The organism is Rhodothermales bacterium (genome assembly GCA_017643395.1).
In the GTDB taxonomy this organism is placed as follows: Bacteria; Bacteroidota; Rhodothermia; order Rhodothermales; family UBA10348; genus JABDJZ01.
The window spans coordinates 1357954-1377100 of the sequence record JAEPNP010000001.1; the positions used below are offsets into that span (position 1 = coordinate 1357954).

The following is a 19147-nucleotide window of genomic DNA, read 5'->3' on the forward strand; positions in this document are numbered from 1 at the left end:
GGGGAGGCGAACGCCACTGAGGGAGTGGACCGACCGCAATTCCGATTCTGCCGAGGGGGCAGAAATGCTCAAAAAGCGACCCTAACGGGCCAGAATCATGGTTCGTGTAAGGACAGTCTGTCCGGCATGAATGCGATAGAAGTAGTGACCGCTTGGTAGGCCACCTGCAGTCCATCGAACATCATGCCACCCTGCCTCGCGCGTGCCGTCAACCAGGGTCTGCAGGCGCCTCCCCAGGAGATCGAACACCTCGACCTGCACGTGGTCCGCCTCGGGCAGGAAGAAGCGAATGGACGTGCGCGGGTTGAACGGGTTGGGGTAGTTCTGGGCGAGGATCATCTCGTTGGAGGCGACCTCGGGATCGGGCATCGTGGCGAGCGCCGGATCCACGACGACCAGTCGGAACCGGGCAGAGGGCTTGTAATCCTCAAAGTCGGGCGAAGGCACGACCTCATCGTCGGTGAGAACCACCCAGACCCCATCGGCAATGCGCAGGTCGAGCGTGCGGAAGTCCTTGAGATCCTGCAGTCGCAAGTGCCAATCTTCCGGGATGTCGGCCAGCGCAGGCCAGCTGAGACGGTAGCGGCCTGGCCTCGAGGCCAGAAGGGCGATGTCGTACGTGGCCATACCCCCCGACATATCGCGGTGGTCGAACGCGAGTGAGCGATCCGATTCCAGGGAGGCGAGCGTGACGTAATCGGGTGCCAGTGGTGCCGGCCTCGGGGTATCGCCCGAATCCGCCCCCTGCTTCGCGCCTTCGGCGAAGGTGAGATAGGTCTCGGAGTCGGCGACGCCCTCCCCCTCAATCCAGAGCTGCACGTAAGCGGCCGGTTTGCCTCCCTTACCGAAGTAGTCCGAGGTGCCCAGATTCGCGGCCTCACTCGTGGGGAACGCGATGGAGCCTCCCGTCGCCGTGGGCCTGACCATCATGGCGGTGAAGGGAGATATGTATCGGCTGGCAGCCCCCACCTGACTCGTCGAGTTGTAGAACTTGTAGCCGGTCAGGCCGCCTCCCGTCGTGAGGGAAGGGTCCCAGGTCGCATAGGTCGCCGCCAGATTGGTAGACGCGGCGACCACGGCATGCCAATCCAGCTTCGAGGGTGTTGGATTACCGATAAAGCTGTAGGAGTCGGTCTCCTGCGTATTCCAGGGCAGACTGACGGAGCTCGCTCCCCAGAGCGTCCCGGTGACTGACCACGTGGCAGGCAGCAGGGTGGTGCTGTTCACCTCGTTGAACATGTAAAGGATGTAGCCCCCAGCCTCGGAGAACGCCGCGTCGGAGCCGCTCAGCTCGGTCCAGTCCTGATTGGAAAAGTCCGGGGCCTGCAGGGTCGCGGAGCCCTGACTGAAGTCGGCCCACGATGCGCCCTGCGTGTGGAAGGCCGCATTGAGATCAGAGTAGTTGACCCCCGAAAGGGGTGACGCAATCATGCGCCACCCGTCAGAAGCCTGCGAGTAGGTCCGCTGCATGGTGATGGTCCCGGAGACGGTGCCACCATTGTACAGGGTGGCGCCGTGCGACAGCTGGAGCGTGTTTCCGTTGACGTTCAGGGTCCCTGCACGAACGGCCACGGTGCTCGACGCCGTGAGATCCGTGGCCAGGGCCAGGGTCGAGCCGGACTTGTCGACGGCCAGGGTCGGAATGGTCAGCGTGCCTGGCGAATACGTCAGCGTGGCGACGCTGGAGCCGGTCATGGTCAGCGTCGCGGCATTGGAGATCGCGGTCCCGGCCGTGAGCGATCCAGCGAGACTGACATCGTTGTTGTTGAAATCCAGTGCGCCCGAAGTGGAGGTCAGATGTCTGATTCCTGCCAGGCCGGCATGCAGCACGATGCCGCCCGTGTTCTCGACATAGAGATCGATCTCTCCGTTGAATCCCGACGCGGCCGTGATGTCCTGCGCACTGCTGCCGTTGAACTTTACCGATGCCGTGGAGGAGCCGATTTCTTCGAGCGTTCCGCCGTTGAGCACGAAGTCGCCGGTAACGTTGAAGGTGGGCAACGCCGCCCCGTCCGTGAGGCGCACCGTACCGCCAGTAATGGAGACGTCCGCGGCGGTGAGCGTTCCGGCGGCATCCGAGAAGAGAAACGTGCCCCCGGTGACCGCGAGGTTTCCCCCGAGAGTGAGGTCGTCAGCCGAACCCCATTGCAGGGTGCCGGAGCCGGTCGACTGCACCGTGAGGTTGCCGGACACGGCCGCAGGGCTGCCGTTCAGGTCAAGACTGGCGGATTGGCTCGTGACATTCCAGGTAAGGTGAGCATAGCTGTCCGTAAAGTTGCCCGGCAGCGTGCCGGTGACGCCGGTCACGAGCAGCGTCGAGCCGGACGCCCAGGTAGTATTTGCGACAGGGGGCAGGTTGCCGCCGTCCTGCGCGTGCTGCCAGACACCGCCGCTCTGGATGGTGATGGTCGGGCTTCCAGCGACAGCGAACGTACTGGCATTCACCACAGTACCCGACACATCGAGACCGGGAGTGTCTGCATCCGTCAGCCGGAGGGCGGCCTGCAGACTAAGGGTCCCTCCTGAGGCCACATAGGTCTCGTCGGACGTTGTCGAGACGTCTACCGTCACCGTGTGTCCACTCTGGACCGTGATGACTCCATCGCCAAAGTCGGGCGCTTCGACCGCGCTGATCCACGTAGAGTTGTCATTTACTTCCCAGGTGGCCGCAGCACTCCAGTTTCCGGTGGCGGCGGAGCGGTAGCTCAGGTCCGACGTGTCGACTTCGAGCGTCACGCCGCTGGAAGTTGGAGAATCGCCGGAGGCGTTGGCGTGCACGGCGGTGATGGTGTGCGTGCCGCCCATTAGCACGCCAGTGGTGATGGACCACGTGCCTGACGAAACGGTCGTGGTGGGGGATAGCGTGCCCTGAAGGCTGGAGGTCAGAGTGATGGTGCCGCCGTCCTCGGTGCCGGTGCCGGAGATCGTCGGCGTGATGTCCGTGGTCGGCGTTGTCGGCGGGGTGATGGTCGGTGCCCCGGGCGGCGTGAGATACGAGATATCCAGCCGCGGGGCGTTGGACGACTCGCCATCATAGGCTTCGGCGGTCCGGATTCCGCTGCCGGACGCACTCTTGAAGATCAGGACGATGTCGTTGCCCGAGTTCCAGCCGCTCCGGTCGACCACCTCCTGGATGACGGACGAGAGGTCTGGAGTCTGTTGATCGGCGCCCTCATCCGAGACCGATTGCCAATGGGGGATCGACCAGCTGACGCTGGCGGTCGTCTCCGTTCGAGAGCCGATGTTGTTGTTCGACGAGGTGAAGGTCGAGGCATCGTCCACGTCCTCTGCCCGGATAGTCACCTCAATGGCGGTATTGGCTTCGGTCTCGTCGACGTGGAATTGAACCGTCGCTGACGAAATGGAGGCTCCCTGAGGAATGGCGATGGACTGGAAGCGCATGCCCACATACTGCTCGCCACCGTCAGTCATCAGTTCGAGGTCGGAGCTGTTGAGGTCCATGGAGCCCCCGCTGACCGCCTGCTCGGCGTCATCGCTGGACTGGGAAACCGAGCTGGAAACGCTGCCGCCTCCGGGGGTGGTATATGAGACCTCCAACAGGGGAGCCGATCCCGATTCGCCGTCATAGGCCTCGGCCGTGCGCTTGCCGCTTCCGGAGGACTTCTTGATGATCAGCACAATGTCGTTGCCTGAACTCCAGCCACCCCGGTCTACGATTTCCTGGATAATCGCCGACAGGTCGGGCGTCTGCTGATCACTGCCTTCGTCATTGACGGACTGCCAGTGTGGAATCGACCAGTCCACGGTTGCCGACGTCTCCGTGCGTGAGCTGATATCGTTGTTGGAGCTCGAGAACGTCGACGCGTCGTCGATATCCTCTCCGCTGATGGTGACCTCAATCGCCGTCGACGACTCCGTCTCGTCGACGTGAAACTGCACCGTGGCGGACGTGATGTTGGCCCCAGCCGGAATGCTGATCGACTGGAATCGAAGGCCGATGTACTGGTCGCCTCCGTCATCGACCAATTCCAGATCGGTGCTGTTCAGATACATGGAGCCGCTGCTCGCATCCTGCTCGGCATCATCGCTGGACGAACTGACGCGGACCGAGACGCTTTGCGCGTGGCCGACTTGCCCGGTCAAGAGACTCAACGGCACCAGAGCGGCCGTGAGCAAGAGCACACGTCGACAGACCCGAATCAGCCAGGGCTCTCGGGAAAAGGGGGCGCGATGTGAATTGAGGGCACGCACGCTCGCACGCGCAGCGCAAGGCACGTTCCATCGCGCCTTCCTGCGGTCAGATGCGTGCGAAGACGGCTCGCGGCGCGGACACCAGGAAAAACATGCCCCCCTTGGGCAAGACGCGGCCGTTCCTGCAGAATGGGCGGCCGGTGCCCGCGGCGACCTGAGCGGAACTGCAACAGACCGTTACAGGAGTCGACCTGTGCGCCTCCAGATGTTAAGAGGAACAAGTGCACCACAAAACGAATCACATGATGTCAAAATTGATGACAGGCTGTGCCATGCGCACCACGGTCAACCTTGACAAGAGTCTCCTGGAGGAGGCGGAACGACTCACTGGAATCGAATCGCGTTCGCAACTGCTCAATGCCGGCCTGAGATCACTTGTCGAACGAGCAGCGGCTCGCCGGCTGGCTGCGTTGGGCGGCAGCTCTCCCGACATTACCCCGATCCCAAGACGTCGCGACTACACGGCCTGACCGCCTACCGCACCTCTCGCCCGCGCACCAGCACTTGCATCAGGTCCGTCACCCCCACGGGTCCGTGACGGTACAGGAAGCCCTCGCCGTGCGATGCCCCGATGCGATACCCCAGCGCTACAGCCCGGGACTCGATGAACTTCAGAAAGCCAGGGTTCGAGATGAACGTCTCCGGTTCGTCCTCCCCCGCCTTATAGTCCTCGGAATGGAACTGCGATGAGTATGCCAGCAGCGCGCGTGTCCGCTGCTCCCAAACCTCCCCCACGTCCACCACGAAGTCCGGGATGAAGTCGATGGACTGCATGTAGTGCAACACGTGACTCGGCCGCCACGGCTCCTGATCCTGACCGAATTCCTGGCTGGTGATCTTGATCAGTCCGGCCTGGAAAATGGCATCGGCCACCAGCTGCGCACCGGCCGGGTGATCCGGATGCCTGCAGTCCGGAGCCCCGATCAGTACTATGTGTGGCCGGTACTTGCGAATCGTGCGCAGCACGCGCCACCGATTCTCGACGGTGTTCGTGATGTCGCCGTCGGCGAAGCCCAGGTTCTCTCGGGCGTGTACGCCCAGAATGCGCCCCGCCTCGGCGGCCTCCTTGGCCCGCAGGTCCACGCTTCCCCGGCTGCCGAGCTCGCCGCGGGTCAGGTCCACAATGCCAACCCGGTAGCCCTGCTTCACCAAGAGGGCCACGGTGCCGCCTGCACAAAGCTCCACGTCATCCGGGTGCGCCCCGAACGCCAGGACGTCAAGGGGCTCGACGCTGATGGGAGCCGCGGCCATCAGTTCGCGACGAAGTTGACGATGCGCCCCGGCACATAAATCTCGCGGCGCATGGTCTTTCCGTCGATGTGCCGGGCCACGTTCTCCTCGCCCCTGGCCTGCGCCAGGATGGCGTCCTTGGACGCGTCGGCCGGCACCTGGATGTTGGCCCGGAGCTTTCCGTTGACCTGCACGGCAATTGCCATGGTGTCCTCCACCAGATACTGCTCAAGCGCCTCGGGGAAGGGCTCATAGGCCAACGATTCGCCGTGACCCAGCCGGGACCACAGCTCCTCCGCCATGTGCGGTGCCAGCGGTGCCAGCATCAGTACGAATGGCTCGGCCACGTCGCGTGGTACCGGCGCCTCCAGCTTGGCCAGCAGCTCGATGAGCGCGGCAATCGCGGTGTTGAACCGCATCCCGTCAAAGTCGTCGCCGACCTTGCTGATGGTCTTGTGCAGAGCACGCAGCACATCGTCCGAGGCGGCCTCTTCGGAGACCTGTAGACCGTCATCGCCCACAAACGTGCGCCACACCCGCTTCAGGAAGCGGTTCACGCCCACAATGTCGCGGGTATTCCAGGGCTTGGAGGCGTCCAGTGGACCCAGGTACATCTCGTAGAGGCGCAGCGTATCGCAGCCAAAGCGATCGTTGATCTCGTCGGGGGAGACGGCATTCTTCAGGCTCTTGCCCATCTTGCCGTACTCCTGAGTCACCGGCTCCCCCTGGTAGAAGAACTGCCTTCCGGGCGCGTCCTGCACCTCGAGCGCAGGCTTGCCGTCCTGATCCACGACCTCTTCGGCCGAAACCGCGATGCCACGCGCATCCCGGTAGGCGAAAGCCTGGATGTAGCCCTGGTTGAACAGTCTGCCGAAGGGCTCCGGGGTCGACACATGACCGAGGTCGTACAGCACCTTGTGCCAGAAGCGGGCATAGAGCAGGTGCAGCACCGCGTGCTCGACGCCGCCCACATACAGATCAACGCCGTTCTCGCCCATCCAGTACCGCTCCTGCTCGGGATCGACGAACTGGTCGGTGTTGGTATTGTCGATGAAACGCAGGTAGTACCAGCACGACCCCGCCCACTGGGGCATGGTGTTCAGTTCGCGTTCGTACCGCACACCGTCAAGCTCCACAAACCGCCAGTCCTGATCTGCCCTGCCCAGCGGTGGCACCGGCGGTGCATTCGGGTCGTCGGAAGCGGTGGGCCGGAAGTCGTCCATCGGCGGAAGCTCCACGGGCAGCTGCTCATCGGGCACCGCGCGGATTGTGCCGTCCGGGGCATGAAGCACCGGGAACGGCTCACCCCAGTAACGCTGCCTGCTGAAAAGCCAGTCACGCAGCTTGTAGGTCACCGCACGCGTGCCATGGCCCTTCTCCTCGAGCCAGTCGATCATGCGGCTCTTGGCCTCAACCACGCCGAGTCCGTCCAGGAATCCGGAGTTGATGGCCGGACCCTCGCCGGTGAACGCCTTGCCGTCAAAACCCTCGGAGGGCTGAACCGTGCGGATGATCGGCAGGCCGAACACCTCGGCAAACTCCCAGTCCCGCTCGTCCTGACCCGGCACGGCCATGATGGCCCCGGTGCCGTAGCCCATCAGCACATAATCCGCGATCCACACGGGAATGCGCTCCCCGTTCGCTGGGTTGAGGGCGTAGCCGCCCGTGAACACGCCGGTTTTGGTCTTGGCGTCGATCATGCGGTCCCGATCGGTCTGGCGGGCCGCCTGCTCGCGGTACGCCTCAACGGCCTCGCGCTGCTCGTCGGTGGTCAGCTGATCAACAAGCCCGTGCTCCGGCGCCAGCACCATGTAGGTGGCGCCGAACAGCGTGTCCGGGCGCGTGGTGAAGACCTCGATGATCTCCGAAGATCCATCCACCTCAAACCGGACGTGCGCGCCTTCGCTGCGGCCCACCCAGTTGCGCTGCATCAGCCGCACGGGCTCCGGCCAGTCCACATCATCCAGGTCGTCGGCCAGGCGGTCCGCGTAGGCCGTAATGCGCAGCATCCACTGCTTCAGCGGCCGCTGGAAGACCGGATGGTTTCCACGCTCGGAGCGCCCATCGTTCGTGACTTCCTCATTGGCCAGCACCGTGCCCAGCGCCGGGCACCAGTTTACGGGCACCTCTGCCAGGTAGGCCAACCGGTGTTCGGCCAGGCGCTGCTCCTGCTGGGCATGTGTGAGCGAACGCCAGGCCGGGTCGTTGGCCTCGAAGCGATCGCGAAGCTCGGCAATCGGCCGCGCCCGACCCGCGTCCGCGTCATACCAGGAGTCGAACAGCTTGAGGAAGATCCACTGCGTCCACTTGTAGTAGTCGACGTCGGTGGTGGCCAGCACGCGGTCCCAGTCATAGGACAACCCGAGCGCCTTCAGCTGCCGCAGCATGTTGGCGATGTTGTTCTCGGTGGTCACTCGCGGATGCACACCGTGCTCCACCGCAAACTGCTCCGCCGGCAGGCCGAATGCATCGAAGCCCATCGGATGCAGCACGTTGAAGCCCTTCATGCGCTTGAACCGCGCGGTGATATCCGTGGCGATGTACCCCAACGGATGCCCCACGTGCAGCCCCACACCGGACGGATAGGGAAACATGTCCAGCACGTAGTACTTGGGCTTGCTGGTGTCTACATCAGCCGGCACGCGGAAGATTTTCTTCTCCTCCCAATGCTTCTGCCAGCGGGACTCTATCTCCTGAAACGGGTAGTCTGCCATCTATCGGTCCGGGGCCGCGCTCGCGGCGGCGGGTTCTACAGGTCCACCAGGAGGTGGCTGCGGGTATCGGTGTCGAGTCTGTCCATCAGACAGACGTAGAAATCCATGCCGTACTTGGTAGTGAAGTACAGCGGGGAGAGCACGCGCTCCTGCGGTTTGCCCATGGGGAAGAGCCCATCGGCCACTTTCTCGACCTGCGCGCGCAGCTGGTCGTGATTGCGCCGGTCTGCCTTGAGCACGCGCTCCTTGAGACGAATCAGCTCTTTTTGCATGGCCGCGCGGGTGGCGTCCACGGACTTCTTGAGCGATGGGTCCACAGCGGTCGCAACCGGGGCCAGCGGGCCGATCAGCTTATTCACCTCGCCGATCGTGCGGCCGAAGGTGCCCTCTACATCCACTTCCAGGCGCTCGCGGGCAATCTCGGCAAACAGCTTGTCGGCGTCCTTGCTGAAGCGGGCCGGGGGTTCGCCCAGTTTGTCGAGCGAGCGGCGGATGCCGGGCTCGATGAAGGTCAGGCTCACGCGCGGGAAGATGACCGGCATGACCAGGTCTGCCCACGCGTACACACCCCTGTATTGCCCGAAGTAGGCGGTCTCACCAGGGCCACCGACATAGGCGGCCGTCGGAAACAGCCAGTCCTGGGTCAGGGGCCGCGTAACCACGTTCGGACTGAACCGCTCGGGTTCGGCGTCCAGGAGAGCCTCCAGGTCCGAAGCACTCCAGGACTGGTCAGTGCCGCGCAGGTGGAACCGCCCGTCGTCGACATCCAGTGGCAGCCGCTGCCCCTCGTGGATCATGAACAGGTTGCTCGGCCGGATGTGCACCTGGGCGTGGTATTCCCGGGCGATGTGCTCCGTTGCGCTCCTCAGCGCCGCATCGGACCCCGCCGAGTCGCGGATTTCTTTCCGCCAGAGCGGCGTCGCCAGGCGTTTCACGCGCGGGTCGTCCTGGGCAAAGATCACCAGGCCTGTGCCTGGCAGGAGCATGCGCATCAGGCGGGCAAACCCGTCCCGGAAGGTCTCGCCCTCCCGGTAGCAGTTGCGCACAGCGCCCATCACCTGGCCGCGGAAGTCGGTACCGGGCAACGCCGCCTCGAGCGCATCGACCAGCTCATTGATTTCCGGGCCGAACGTCAGTGCGCCGACCGGCCCGGTGTTATCCACCGGAGGCTTTGGATAGGTAAAGGAGCCGCCGGGCACATGCGCGGTGGCCATCTCCTCAAAGTCGTGATCCTCGGATCCAAGCCAGAAGACTGGCACGAACGGCCGGCCGGAGGCCGCCTCCAGCTCGCGTGCCAGCAGCACGCTGGTCATCGCCTTCAGCACCGAATAGGCCGGACCGCCGAACAGGCCCACCTGCTGGCCGGTGACAATGGCTGCCGCCTCGGGGTCGGCGAGCTTCTCGATGTTGGCAAGTGCGGACGGGTCGTCCCCCCAGAGCCGGTGCTGATCTCTCAGGATCTGAACCAGCGCTTCGCGGTCGGCGTGCGGCGCCGCGGCGGTCTCCCGGGCGCGGGCCAGCAGCGTCTCGCGGTCAAACCCGCCTCCGTAAAAGCGAACAGCCTCTTCGCGAGAGGCTGTGTAGTCCACAAACAGGTCCGAAAAGCCGGCTATCTCACCGTAGGGGACCCGCTGGATATCGCTTGCGACGCTACAGTCCGCTTCCACGTCAATTGGAGCCCTGCATGCGGGCGATTTCGTCCCGCAATTTTGCGGCCTTCTCGTAGTCCTCTTCCGCGATGGCCTTCTCCAGATCGGCCGTCATCTTGTCAATCCGGGAGCGCGGGGCCTCGGCGGTGGCGGCCTGTTCCTCGACGGCCTCCTCTTCGTCTCCGTCTTCGGAGGCAGCGGCCGGCGCGCCTTCCAGTTCATCATCCTCCGTGGGAATGCCGGCCTCATCCAGCACGCCGGGGGCCACGAAGATGGGCGCATCCACACGTACGGCCAGGGCAACGGCATCCGAAGGCCGGCAGTCCAGCTGACCCTCTTCGCCGGCCACCGTGTAGCGGATCTTGGCGAAGAACGTGCCCTCACGCAGCTCGTCGATGATGATGTCGATCACATCGCCCTGCACCGCATCGAACAGATCCCGCAGCAGGTCATGGGTCATCGGGCGCGGAGGCTGGATCTTCTCCAGCTCCAGCGCGATGGCCTGGGCCTCAAACGCTCCGATGATGATCGGAAGTCGGCGATTTCCATCCACCTCGCCCAGGACCAGCGCATACGCACCGCCGCTGGAGGGGCTGGTGGAGAGACCAATAATGTCAACCTGAATGAAATCCATGAATGGAGGTCTTGCGGTGGGATCTAACCGACTACCGGTTCGGCTATAGCCCGTTGCAACGCACGCAGGAATAGCCTGTTCTCATCTTCTGTGCCGCTGGAAACGCGCAGGTAGCCCCGCAATTCCGGGTAGCCACCCATGTTGCGCACAAGAATGCCTTCTGCAGCCAGCCGATCCATCATGGCGCGCGGCTCCAGCGGCGTGCGGAACAGCACAAAGTTGGTATCGGAGGGCAGCACCTGCACCCCGTCCACGTCCTGCATGGCAAGGGTCAGCTCTTCGGTCCACCGCTTGATGTCACGCGCGCGGCCCGCCACCAGATCAACGTGTCTCAGCAGCGACAGCGCGGCGGCCTCCGCCACGCGATCCACCATGAACGGCAGCCGGGACTTCATCATTTCCCTGATAATGCGCGGCTGGCCGAGCACAAACCCCAGGCGCAGGCCCGCCAGGCCGAACGCCTTCGAAAGGGTGCGCATGACCAGCAGGTTCGGATATCGGGCGATGAGGTCTGCAACAGTCCCGTGCGGATTGAACTCCACATAGGCCTCGTCCACCACGATCGCGCCGGGTGCGCCCTCGATCAGGCGCACCACGTCCTCGCGGGACAGGGCCAGGCCGGTGGGATTGTTGGGCGTGGTGACCACTGTCAGAGGAGCCTGCGTGCGGTCCATCGCGGCAAGCAGCCCATCGACATCGAAGGAGAGGTCAGGGCGAGGCGCCACGGGTACCACCTGGCCACCATGCAGACGCACCATGGCGTCATACAGCGAAAACATGGGGCGCGGCAGCACAACGGGAGTCGCCGGCCCGACGAAGCACATGCCCAGCGTGTAGGTCAACTCGTTCGAGCCGTTACCGATGATAATCCCCTCTTCCGGGTGATCCAGCCGGGCGGCGAGCTCCGCGCGCAGCGTGCGCGGGATCTCGCTGGGGTAGCGATTCAGCGCGGTGCCCAGGAGGGCATCAGCCAGATCCCGCTTGATGGCATCGGGCACATCGAGCGGGCTCTCGTTCTGGTTCAGTTTGACCGATACCTTGGGCGCGGAGCCCACCACATACTCGTGGGCGGCGCGCACTTCCGGGCGCATCAGTCGGACCACGTCGTCGGCGTCGGGACGGGCCATGCAGCCTTGCAGTTGGTGTCAGAGGTCAGTGCTCGTACGAGCTCGGCTCCACATCCGGGAGCCCGCGAAACTCGTAGTCGGGGAGACATTCCTCCTTTACGAAGTCCACGGCCTCCAGGATCGCACTTACAAACTTGCCGAAGTCCTCTTTGTACAAGAAGATCTTGTGTTTGTCGTAGTGCTCTTCGCCGACGCGCTTGGACTCGGTGATGGTGATAAAGAAGTCCTCACCGGATCGCGTCTGCTTGACGTCGAAGAAGTAGGTGCGTTTACCGGCGGGCACCCGGCGGGAGAAAACTTCGTCGCGATACCCACCGCGGTGATCGTGATACCCGTTCTCCTTGTCGTACGCCATGGCCGCCGCCTTCTGCTGGCGGGCAACTTAAACGCTTGCCACCCCCCGCGCCACTAGTCGTACCAGCCGTTCCAGGGTTTTGCGCACCATGCGGCCGGTTTCGACGACCTCTTCGTGGCCGAGCGGCTCCGAATTCAGACCGGCCGCCGGGTTGGTGATCGTCGACAGGCCCAGCACGCGCATACCGGCGTTGTGAGCCGCGCGGGCTTCCGGCACGGTGCTCATGCCTACGGCATCGGCTCCAAGACCCCGGAAGGCTCGGATCTCGGCTTTGGTTTCGTAGCTGGGGCCGGCGGTCCACAGGTAGACGCCGCGCTCCACGGTGATGCCGGCTTTCGCGGCGGCCGCCCCGGCGGCATCGAGCCACGCGGGATCGTAATGATCACGCTCAACGCCCTCGAATCGCAGATCCGGCCGTGGTCCGGTCCAGTCGATGTGCCCATCGATCCACATCAGCGTGCCGGGCGGGAAGTCCACGTTGATGCCGCCCGCCGCGTTCGTCAGCAAAACATGGGTAGCGCCAAGCGCCGCGGCCAGGCGCACCGGAAACGTGACCCGGTCCAGCGCATGCCCTTCGTACATGTGGACGCGACCCTGCACAAAGAGCACAGGACAGCATTCCATGTCCCCCAGGAGCAGCCTGCCCTGGTGGCCCTGCACGGTGCTGGCGGGATATCCGGGAATGTCTGCCGCCGGGATGATGACCGGGTCATCGAGGGTCTCCGCCAGCTCTCCAAGACCTGAGCCCAGGACCAGTGCCAGCCTCGGTACACGGTCGGTACGTTCCCGTACGGCTGCAGCGGCGGCCCGGATGTCGGCGGTGGGCTCCGTCACGCGACGCGCAGGTTGCGGTAGGTGCGCATGCTCCAGAGGATCTCGCGCACCAACACGGCCAATGTGGTGGTCAGCGGGATGGCCACGAGCATGCCAAGAATGCCGGCCAGTTGGGCGCCGATCAGGACAACAAACAGAATCACCAGTGGATGAGCGCGCGCGGCTTTCGAGAAAATCAGCGGCTGCAGCACGAGGTTGTCCGTGAGCTGCGTGATGCCCATCGCAATCAATACGCCGAGGAAGAGCGAGAAATCTCCAGTCTGGGAGATTCCCACCACGGCTCCGGCCAGAAGGCCGATAATCGGGCCGAAGTAGGGAATCGTATTGGCCAGTCCGGCGAAGATGCCGACCGCCAGCGCGTAGTCGAGGCCGACGACCCACAGAAGCAGCGTGGCGATGGATGCAATCGAGAGGCTCTGCAGAAACAGCGCTCGGAAGTAGCGGCCGATGCTGGTTTCCACCTTCTCGACGATGCCGAGTGAGATCTCGAAGTACTTGTTCGGGATCATCTGCAGCAGGCTGGAGCGAATCCTCGAGCCGTCCTTCAGGAAGAAGAAGGCCACGAAGGGAATCACCAGCACGGCGTAGAAGATGTTGGCGAACAGGTCGAGAACGCTGCCGGCCATAGCCGTCAACCGATCCTCCTGTACCAGCGTATCGATGGCCGAGAACATGCCGTCCCGGACTCGCTGGGCGTCCACCGGGAGCCAGAGGGCGATGCGCTCGGCGACCGTGCGGGCCACGTTGTCAGGACTGAGCGTCTGCGATACCTCGGTGATCTGGCCGGCTGCAAATGGCACGAGGTACGTGAGCAGAAGCCCGACCAGCCCGAGAAACGAAACGAACGTCAGTACAAGCGACGCGCCTGACGAAAACCCGAAGCTCTGCACCCAGTCCTTCAGCGGGCGCATGATGTATGCGAGGGCGATTCCGATGACCAGATAGACCAGCAAGCGGGCGAAGTACCAGGCCAGCAGCAGCGCGCCGATGCCCAGGACGGCATACACCACCCACCGCACTACACGCTCGGGCGTGATGCGGGAAACTGCCGTTGGCGTGGCCTGCTCAGGAATCATGGCACTCAAACGGTCAGGTGGCCTCCCGGAGTTCCGAAGCGGCCTCCCGCTCACCCGGTTCCTTGAGGCGAGCCAGAGCGTCGCGGATGGCCTCCGGCGAGAATCCGCGCCTTGCCAGGTGAGCGTAGAGTCGCTGCCTGCGTTTCATGGGCTGAAGGGACGCCGGCAGCGCACGGTCTCGCTTTTCGGCCGCGGCCAGGGCATGAGCCCCTTCATCCTGGTCTGCCCGGGCCTCCTGGATTACCTGCTCTGCCAGGTCAGCCGCAATCCCCTTCTTCCGCAAATCGGCCATCACCCTTCGCGGTCCGTGTCGCCCGGACAGGAGACGCTCCCGCGCGAATGCCCTGGCAAAATCCGCATCGTTCAGGTAGCCGAGTGACCGCATGCGCTCGACGGCCAGTTCGATCGCGGGCTCGCCGAAGTCAGCCATGCGCAGCCGGCGACGGATCTCCGTTTCCGTACGCGGACGATGGGCCAGCAGGCCCAGTGCACGCTGGCGGGCCCTGAAGGACTCGTCTGCCGCAAGGCACCGGTCCAGCAGTTCCTGATCGAGGACCTGACCCGTGTGGATGCGGAGCTCGAAGGCCGCATCGACCGGCATGCCGAATGAGAACGATCCGTCCACATACACCGACAGGCGGTTCGCATCGCGCACCTGCACGGACGTGCCGGTCACGGTGCCCGGGACGGGGTCTGGGCGTTCTTTGCGCGCACGTCGGTTCATCGCACGTAGACGCGTGTCGAGTCCAGTGCGATCCCGGTGATGATGCCAGCACCGCCCAGTACATTTCCTTCCGGCTCACGCCGATCGGCCTGGTCGCGCGACAGGGCGAACCGTGCATAGTCGACCGTGCCTCGCACGGCGGCGACGCGAATCTGGTGCTCAGGCATCGGATCTTCCCGGCCGGCTACTGGCACGGCATAGATACCGGTCCAGCTGAGTGCCTGGCCGGCGGGCTCTTCGAGCACCGACCGGGGGCGCAAAAAGAAATCAATCAGGCTGCTGGAGAACGCCGCTTCCGGCTGAATGCTGGTTTCCACCCAGAAATTTCCTGCGAGAGCGGGAGGGGCCTGCCACCAGACGGTGACTTCCACCGGATAGATGAATCCTGAACGTGCTGGCAGCGCCAGACTGTCCAGTCCGACAACCAGCGAATCAAGCAGGACCGCGGCGATCGGCTCTGCCGGCGTGTTCACCCGCACGCTGTCGAGCCGCAAGCGGGGTGGCACCTCCCCCGATGCCCGCGCCGTGCGGCCCTCTGCAGTCACCTGCACCGAGAACCCATCGCCCGTTTGCACGACCGTTGAATCCAGCGGCAGGTACCATCCGGGCGCCTGTTCCGCAAACGACACGATCCTGCCGTTGATGATCGTCGACACAGAGGCGCCCGCGACGGGCTCAGGAGACCGGTCGGCGCGCAGTGGGACCGACCGCGAGACCCGAATCCCCGGCAGGGGCTGCCCGGGCTGCACGTAGCCCTCCAGAACCAGAGCCTCCGGCTGGGAAGGGACCGTATCGCAGGCCACGACGGCGGTCAGTGCGAGCAGTATGATCAGAGCGCGCGTCACAGGTCCAGGCGAAGTTCAAAGAGCGGCAGGATCGGCAGCCCTCGCTGATTGCGTGTCACAACACGGCTGCCCTCTGGCTCATAGAACCTGTCGATCACGTTGCGATGGTTGAGCACATTGTATAGCTGCAATCGCACGTGCCAGGCCGCGTCCAGCCAGCGAAAGTCCCGTGCCGCCGAGATGTCGATGCGCCCGTACGCAGGCAGACGTCCGTTGTGCACGGTCGGGCGATAGAGGTAGGTGACAGGCTCCTGGTCCAGGGGTCCACTCAGTTCATACCGGGCTTCCGGCACCGTAATCGGGTACCCGGACCGCAGTACCGCGGCGCCTCCCAGGGACCACGCTCCCCATCGTCTCTCCACGTACAGCCTGCCCGCCAGAGGCACGTCGAACCGCGTGGGCCGGAAGGGCTGATTGCCCGTTTCAGGCCTGGCATCGGAGCGCTCGGCCGTTAGCGAGAGCTGAGACATCCAGCGCCGACCCGCATGCCCGAGCCCGGCCTCCACACCGAAGGCGCGGGCCTCTCCCGGTTCGTACTGGCCGAGCAGGGTGCCCACTTCGATGCCCGGTCCGGACAGATCGTCCTTGGACTGGAAGACATCGCGCGGAAGCAGCACGCGGTGCTGGCGCCGGAGATATCCGCCCAGCCGGATCGTGTAGGCCCGCGGCCGAGTCTCCAGCCCGACGGCCCACTCGGTGCCCCTGGCGGGATCTGCCGACCGTGACGACGGAATCCAGCGGCTGCTGACGATGTCGTACAGGAACGAGTGCCGGTCTCGAATGCGATGGAGGTACTGGTAACTGCGCGTGAACGAACCTCGGGCAAGCAGCAATCGCGGGTGAAGCGTCCACTGAGCGCTGAGGCGGGGTTCGAGCCGGATCTGCCGGTCCGAACCAAATGCCACCGCGCGCAGACCGGCCAGAACCTCCAGGTGTCGGCTCGGCCGCCAGGTGTCCTGCGCATAACCGGACAACTCCACGGAGCGCACATTGCTTTCCTCCTGAAGGCGCTCAAACAGGTCGGGGTTGTACCGGATGAGTGCATCCACGTCCGAGTCGAATTCCCGAGAGACGGCCTGCCAGCCCATACGGAACTCGTGGCGGTCCGACCGGAAATAATCCATGTCCACGCGCAGTCCCGCGTCACGGATGTCGACACCATACGTGGAGCGCACATCGGAGGCGAGCGTAGGTCGCAGGTACGCTCCCTCCCGGGCCTGATACCTGGAATCGTAGCTGGTGGCGGTGAGGTACCAGCGCGTTGAGAGCAGTCGCTCATAGCGCACGCTGACCACACGGTTGCGCCACCATTCGCTGACTTCAAACAGCAGATCGGTGGGTCGAAGCCAGGAACTGAGATCCAGCGACACGTCGAAAGGCAGGCGGAGATCGAGATCATCCCGCCCCCGGTAGGAGGTAATCGAAACCCGACTCAGGTCATCCGGACGAAAAACGAGCTTTGCGGTCCAGTCGTAGAAGTAGTAGCCGGTCTTGAGTGTGTCCTTTCTACCGAGGTCGTCCTCCACGGGGTGCTCTCTGCCAATGAGACGATCCACATACGACCTCCGGCCTCCGAGCATGAACGAGGCGCGCTCCGACAGTGGTGCTTCTATGAGAAACCGTGCGGAGTGTGTATTGACGGCACCTGAGGCTCGGGGCTCGGGTCCGCGACCGTCAGACAGTTCCGCATCGAGCACGGCCGACAGGCGGCCACCGAATTCTGCCGGAAATGCGCCTCGAAACACACGCACGGATCGAAAGGTCTCGGTTTGGAAGGTGGAGATCAGACTGAAGGCGTGCCACGGGTGGTACACCGGGGCCCCGTCCAGGAGATAGAGGTTCTGATCCGGTCCTGCGCCACGCACCAGCAGTCCGCCGGTCACTTCACCGGCACGCCGGATGCCGGGCATCCAGGTCAGTGCCTCCAGCAAATCCTGTCCGCCCAGGCTTGCCGGCAGACGTTCCAGACGGGCGATGGGCGGCGCGACCATGCCCGGCAACGGAGTGCGATCCCCGGGGCGGGGTTCACTGGATTCGACCAGGACATCCTGTGCCGACACCGCTTCGGTGCGAAGTCGGATCGCGGCCGGCCGATCACTGGCCGCAATCAGCGTATCGAGCGGGGCGAACCCGAGGAACGAGATGCGCACTCGGTGCAATCCACTGCGCATGTCCGGAAAGGTGAAGAAGCCGGTGCGATTGGTGATCGCTCCCCTGCTCAGGTCGGTGAGAAACACGTGCGCGCCTGCAAGGGGCAGGCCCGAATCGTCGCTGACCAGTCCTGAGACCGTGCGCCGCCGGATGGGCTCGGCGGCTTCGACGATCACAATCTGGCCTGGGCGGGTCGTGCGGGCGTCCAGCCCGGTACCACGCAGGAGGCAGCGCAGGGCGTTGAGTGCACTCGGTCCGGTGTAGGCACAGCTGATCGTGACATTCTGGACCAGGCTTTGCGCATAAACCAGGTCTACCGAGGTCTGACCGGCCAGGCGCACCAGCGCTTCAGCCAGCGGCGTCGTCGTTTCCTGCAGGCGGATCTCCTGGGCCTGCGCAGGCGCGGCCATGGCACCCAGGAGCGCCATGATTACGATCAGAATGCAATTGCGGCCCGCCTCATGCCCCATGGGCGGAAGATAGGGGTGGCTGCCGGCTCTGACGTGTTATGAAACGCTCGGCGGCGTTCCCGCGCGAGCCTACTGCGCGACCAGCAGGAGGCGGCCGTCTTCTGACTGGTTCACAGTGGCACCGAGTGCGGCTGCAAGAATGTCCAGGACTTCCCGCGTGGTCTGCTGTGGCTCAAACGTGCCGGTGACCAGCTGCGTCTCCAGACCCCGGTCCAGCTCAACCACCGTCCCGCGTCGGGCCTCGAGCACATCGACCACCTGCTGCATGCTGCTCTCCCGAAACACAAGCAGATCCGACCAGGAGAGCTCCTCGCTGACGTCCACGGGCGCCGGATTCTCAGGAAGCCCTTCAGTAACAACGGTGCGTTCGCCGGGCTCGAGCACGACGACGGCGTTCCGGTTTGTGCGTGATGCCACGGCGACGCGGCCGGAGACCAGCGTTACCTCGGTGGCCTCGGCCGTGCTCTCGACTCCGAAGCGGGTGCCGAGCACCGTAGTCACTGCCGTGGCCGTCTCAACCGCAAATCGTCGGGTTTCCTCGGCGACATCGAACCAGGCGTGCCCATTCAGGCGCACCAGGCGGTCGAAGTCAGAGCCTTCAGCAAACGTGAGGGAGGCGCCGGGGGAGAGTCGTACCTCCGTGCCGTCGTGCAGCCGAACCACTTCATACGCTGCGACCGGGGCGGTCACAGTGGTTCGTTGCACCTCACCCATGATGGTGAGATAGAAGATCCCGGCCAGCACCAGCGCCGAAGCGCCGAGGCCGATGCGCGCAGGCCAGCGCATCAGGGAGCGGCGAGACGAGCGCACGCCACGACGGTTCTTGCCCAGGTCCGCCGGCCACATGCTGTTGAACAGCCGGATGTCCTCCTGCAGCTGGTCACAGGCGGCATCGAGTCCGGGGTGAAGGGAGCGTGCTTCGTCGAAGGCCGTCCGCCCCTGCTCGAGGTGACCGCGCTCTTCGGGTGTCATCGCTTCCTGCTCACCGGCAGCATCAAGCGCAGCGAGCACAAGCATACCGTCGCCCGCGGCCGCTTCCATGCGGTCACGCAGCGCATCGGTGAACTCCGCCAGAAGGGCGGAATCACGCGCGTTCAGCTCGTTCTCAGGGTGCGTCTTGTGCAAT

At 64.4% G+C, this 19147-nt stretch carries 14 protein-coding genes; 1 reads left to right on the plus strand and 13 read right to left on the minus strand.

All coding sequences use genetic code 11. The features are described 5' to 3' along the window. Positions 1-81: 81 nt before the first annotated feature. Positions 82-4212, minus strand: a complete 4131-nt coding sequence (locus tag JJ896_05415; protein MBO6779073.1) for a T9SS type A sorting domain-containing protein — start codon at positions 4210-4212, stop codon at positions 82-84. A gap of 242 nt (positions 4213-4454) precedes the next feature. Here JJ896_05415 and JJ896_05420 point away from each other — a divergent pair, with 242 nt between their 5' ends. Beyond that, positions 4455-4682, plus strand: a complete 228-nt coding sequence (locus tag JJ896_05420; protein ID MBO6779074.1) for a type II toxin-antitoxin system VapB family antitoxin — start codon at positions 4455-4457, stop codon at positions 4680-4682. 4 nt (positions 4683-4686) lie between these two features. Here the strand turns inward: JJ896_05420 and bshB1 are convergent, their stop codons facing one another. The 12 genes from bshB1 to JJ896_05480 form a co-directional block, all read right to left on the minus strand. Next, a complete protein-coding gene (gene bshB1, locus JJ896_05425; protein ID MBO6779075.1) occupies positions 4687-5463 on the minus strand; it encodes a bacillithiol biosynthesis deacetylase BshB1 in 777 nt (258 codons plus the stop codon). Beyond that, positions 5463-8156, minus strand: coding sequence for a leucine--tRNA ligase (locus JJ896_05430; GenBank protein ID MBO6779076.1), 2694 nt, complete (start codon positions 8154-8156; stop codon positions 5463-5465). Before JJ896_05430 ends, bshB1 begins: the two co-directional genes overlap by 1 nt. A gap of 35 nt (positions 8157-8191) precedes the next feature. Then, positions 8192-9823, minus strand: coding sequence for a bacillithiol biosynthesis cysteine-adding enzyme BshC (gene bshC, locus JJ896_05435; protein ID MBO6779077.1), 1632 nt, complete (start codon positions 9821-9823; stop codon positions 8192-8194). Between the two features lies 1 nt (position 9824). Then, positions 9825-10439 (minus strand): bifunctional nuclease family protein, encoded by a 615-nt coding sequence (locus tag JJ896_05440; protein ID MBO6779078.1) that lies wholly within the window; start codon positions 10437-10439, stop codon positions 9825-9827. A 23-nt stretch (positions 10440-10462) separates the two neighbouring features. After that, entirely contained in the window at positions 10463-11566 is a 1104-nt protein-coding gene (gene hisC / locus JJ896_05445; GenBank protein ID MBO6779079.1) for a histidinol-phosphate transaminase, read from the minus strand. A gap of 25 nt (positions 11567-11591) precedes the next feature. After that, positions 11592-11921 (minus strand): DUF3276 family protein, encoded by a 330-nt coding sequence (locus tag JJ896_05450; protein MBO6779080.1) that lies wholly within the window; start codon positions 11919-11921, stop codon positions 11592-11594. Positions 11922-11948: 27 nt separating this feature from the next. Then, positions 11949-12755 (minus strand): purine-nucleoside phosphorylase, encoded by an 807-nt coding sequence (locus JJ896_05455; GenBank protein ID MBO6779081.1) that lies wholly within the window; start codon positions 12753-12755, stop codon positions 11949-11951. Continuing rightward, positions 12752-13831: an AI-2E family transporter gene (locus JJ896_05460; GenBank protein ID MBO6779082.1), complete on the minus strand. Its 1080-nt coding sequence runs from the start codon at positions 13829-13831 to the stop codon at positions 12752-12754. Before JJ896_05460 ends, JJ896_05455 begins: the two co-directional genes overlap by 4 nt. Before the next feature lie 13 nt (positions 13832-13844). Further along, positions 13845-14555: a RecX family transcriptional regulator gene (locus JJ896_05465; GenBank protein MBO6779083.1), complete on the minus strand. Its 711-nt coding sequence runs from the start codon at positions 14553-14555 to the stop codon at positions 13845-13847. Beyond that, positions 14552-15400, minus strand: a complete 849-nt coding sequence (locus JJ896_05470) for a DUF4249 family protein (GenBank protein ID MBO6779084.1) — start codon at positions 15398-15400, stop codon at positions 14552-14554. The genes JJ896_05465 and JJ896_05470 overlap by 4 nt, the downstream gene beginning before the upstream one ends. After that, a complete protein-coding gene (locus JJ896_05475) occupies positions 15397-18021 on the minus strand; it encodes a carboxypeptidase regulatory-like domain-containing protein (protein ID MBO6779085.1) in 2625 nt (874 codons plus the stop codon). The genes JJ896_05470 and JJ896_05475 overlap by 4 nt, the downstream gene beginning before the upstream one ends. Positions 18022-18090: 69 nt before the next feature. Beyond that, positions 18091-19146 (minus strand): FecR domain-containing protein, encoded by a 1056-nt coding sequence (locus JJ896_05480; protein MBO6779086.1) that lies wholly within the window; start codon positions 19144-19146, stop codon positions 18091-18093. Position 19147: the final 1 nt, after the last annotated feature.

Coding starts and splice junctions, on each gene's coding strand:
- JJ896_05420 (MBO6779074.1), top strand. CDS start 4,455: ATGATGTCAAAATTGATGACAGGCTGTGCCATGCGCACCACGGTCAAC.
- bshB1 (MBO6779075.1), bottom strand. CDS start 5,463: ATGGCCGCGGCTCCCATCAGCGTCGAGCCCCTTGACGTCCTGGCGTTC.
- JJ896_05430 (MBO6779076.1), bottom strand. CDS start 8,156: ATGGCAGACTACCCGTTTCAGGAGATAGAGTCCCGCTGGCAGAAGCAT.
- JJ896_05440 (MBO6779078.1), bottom strand. CDS start 10,439: ATGGATTTCATTCAGGTTGACATTATTGGTCTCTCCACCAGCCCCTCC.
- hisC (MBO6779079.1), bottom strand. CDS start 11,566: ATGGCCCGTCCCGACGCCGACGACGTGGTCCGACTGATGCGCCCGGAA.
- JJ896_05450 (MBO6779080.1), bottom strand. CDS start 11,921: ATGGCGTACGACAAGGAGAACGGGTATCACGATCACCGCGGTGGGTAT.
- JJ896_05460 (MBO6779082.1), bottom strand. CDS start 13,831: ATGATTCCTGAGCAGGCCACGCCAACGGCAGTTTCCCGCATCACGCCC.
- JJ896_05465 (MBO6779083.1), bottom strand. CDS start 14,555: ATGAACCGACGTGCGCGCAAAGAACGCCCAGACCCCGTCCCGGGCACC.
- JJ896_05475 (MBO6779085.1), bottom strand. CDS start 18,021: ATGGGGCATGAGGCGGGCCGCAATTGCATTCTGATCGTAATCATGGCG.